Raw genomic sequence first — 2,438 nt, forward strand, 5'->3', positions numbered from 1 at the left:
CACCGGGTCGAACTGGTAGTGCACGGGCGAGGCCGGGCAGGCGAGGTTGTAGATGCGGTCGACCTCCACATAGAGCGGGAAGGTCACGTCGTGCCGCATCGCCTCGAAATGCGGGTTGTCCAGCAGGTGCAGGATGTTGTCGCGGCTGCCGGTGAAGTAGTTGTCGGCGCACAGCACCGAATGGCCGTCGGCCAGCAGCCGCTCGCACAGGTGCGAACCCAGGAACCCGGCGCCGCCGGTGACGAGGACGCGGGGACGGCTGTAGCGGCTGCGCATGGCGGGCTTTCGGTTGGACGGGACGATCCGTACGCTCAGTCGAGCAGGCTGAGCAGGTAGCGCCCGTACTCGTTCTTCTTCAGCGGCTCGGCCAACCGCGCCACCTGTCCGGCGTCGATCCAGCCGGCGTGGAAGGCGATCTCCTCCGGGCAGGCGATCTGCAGGCCCTGGCGGTTCTGGATGGTGCGGACGAACTCCGCCGCCTCCAGCAGGCTGTCGTGGGTGCCGGTGTCGAACCAGCCGTAGCCGCGGCCCATCTGCTCGACCTCGAGCTGCCCCATCTCCAGATAGGCGGCGTTGACCGAGGTGATCTCCAGCTCGCCGCGCGCCGACGGCTTGATGGAGGCGGCGATGTCCAGCACTTGGTTGTCGTAGAAGTAGAGGCCGGTGACCGCCCATTTGGAGCGCGGGGCCTGCGGCTTCTCCTCGATGCTGATGGCCTTGCCGGTGGCGTCGAACTCGACCACGCCGTAACGCTCGGGGTCGCGCACGCCATAGGCGAAGACCCGGGCGCCGGCCGTCTTCTCCCCGGCGGAGCGCAACAGGTCGGTCAGCCCGTGGCCGTAGAAGATGTTGTCGCCCAGCACCAGCGCGCTGGTGTCGGTGCCGACGAAATCGCGGCCGATGATGAAGGCCTGCGCCAGCCCGTCGGGGGAGGGCTGCACCGCGTAGGACAGGTTGATGCCCCACTGCCCGCCGTCGCCGAGCGCCATCCGGAACAGCGGCTGGTCGTGCGGGGTGGTGATGATCAGGATGTCGCGGATCCCCGCCAGCATCAGCGTGGTCAGCGGGAAATAGATCATCGGCTTGTCGTAGACCGGCAGCAGCTGCTTGCTGACCGCCCGGGTCACCGGGTAGAGCCGGGTGCCGGAGCCGCCGGCCAGGATGATGCCCTTCATGATCGCGTCACATCCGTCGTGGTTGGCATTCTCTACCCCGTGTCGTCGCCGGACTGCAAGGAATGGTGGCCGGGCGCGGCGAAGCGCTGCGCCAGGGCGGCGGCCATGCGGTCGATCACCGTGTCCCAGTCGCCCGGCTCCGGCTGGCGGAACAGGCGCATCGACCCGTACCAGGGGGTGTCTTCGCCGTCGAGCCGCCAGGGAAAGCCCGCCTCGTGGCGCATCGGCACCCACACCGGGACGCCCAGCGCGCCGGCCAGATGGGCGACCGCCGTGTCCACCGCGATCACCAGATCGAGCCCGGCCATCAGCGCCGCGGTGTCGGCGAAGTCGGCGACCCCGTCCATCAGGTCCAGCAGCGCCATCCCCGCCGGCGGCGTGGGCGGCGTGGCGCCCGGCTCGCCCTTCTGCAAGGACAGGAAAGCGACGCCGGGGACTTGGCCGAGCCGGGCCAGCGCCTCCGACGGCGGGTTGCGGCGGCGGGCCATCGCCTCGTCGAAGCCGCCGCGCCGCGCCGCCGACGCCCAGGCCAGCCCGACCCGCGGGCGCCGGACGGCGGCGAGCCGCGCCCCCCAGGCCGCGGCCAGGGCCGGGTCGGCGGCGAGGTAGGCGGGGGCGGGGACCGGCCCTTCCGGCGGCTCCTCCGGCCGGCGGGTTGCCATGAACAGGCGCGGCAGGTCGAGCATCGGGCATTGCCGGTCGAAGACCGGCGGCGGCTCGTCGAGCGCCGTGCAGCCGGACAGGCCGGGGATACCGGCGAACAGCCGGACCAGTGGCCCCTGCACCATCGCCACCACCCGGCCACCGCGGCCGGCGGCCCAGGTGGCGTAGCGGGCCGCCAGGATGGTGTCGCCATGGCCGAGCTCGGCGTGCAGCAGCAGCGTGCGCCCGTCCAGCGGCCCGCCGTCCCAGCCCGTCGCGTCGGGGAAGCGCGGCGCATGGCCCGGCCGGCGGCGGTGCCAGGGAACCTTGGCCCAGCCCGCCCGTGGATCGCCGAGCAGCAGCAGGGCCTTCGCCTCCCCCCAATGGGCCTCGGCGAGCTCGGGGGCCAGCGCCTGGGCGCGCCGGAAAAGCCGCCCTGCTGCCGCTGGCCGGGCGGTCTCCAGCGCCACCGAGCCGAGGTTGCTCCAGCCGGCCGCGTCGGCCGGGGCGAGGGCCAGCGCGCGGCGGTGGGCGGCCTCCACCCCCTCCAGCGCGCCGGCCCGGTGCCGGGCCAGCGCCAGCGCCGCGGCCGGCTGCGGCTCCAGCGGGGCGAGCCGCACC

Annotated in this window: 2 protein-coding genes and 1 pseudogene; all 3 read right to left on the reverse strand. The window is 73.3% G+C overall.

What is annotated here, in order from left to right; all coding sequences use genetic code 11:
- On the reverse strand, window positions 1-276 hold a 276-nt coding region (locus HL658_RS33935; RefSeq protein ID WP_180286454.1), incomplete at its 3' end, for a GDP-mannose 4,6-dehydratase.
- Window positions 277-311: 35 nt separating this feature from the next.
- Window positions 312-1,175, reverse strand: coding sequence for a glucose-1-phosphate thymidylyltransferase RfbA (rfbA, locus tag HL658_RS33940; protein ID WP_180286455.1), 864 nt, complete (start codon window positions 1,173-1,175; stop codon window positions 312-314).
- Window positions 1,176-1,207: 32 nt separating this feature from the next.
- Window positions 1,208-2,438, reverse strand: a pseudogene (locus HL658_RS33945) (tetratricopeptide repeat protein); the annotation flags it as partial.

It is taken from the genome of Azospirillum oleiclasticum, assembly GCF_013423485.1.
Classification (GTDB): Bacteria; Pseudomonadota; Alphaproteobacteria; order Azospirillales; family Azospirillaceae; genus Azospirillum; species Azospirillum oleiclasticum.

What these genes read in the sequence shown, in the direction of transcription:
- rfbA (WP_180286455.1), bottom strand. Translation starts at nt 1,175, where the DNA reads ATGAAGGGCATCATCCTGGCCGGCGGCTCCGGCACCCGGCTCTACCCG.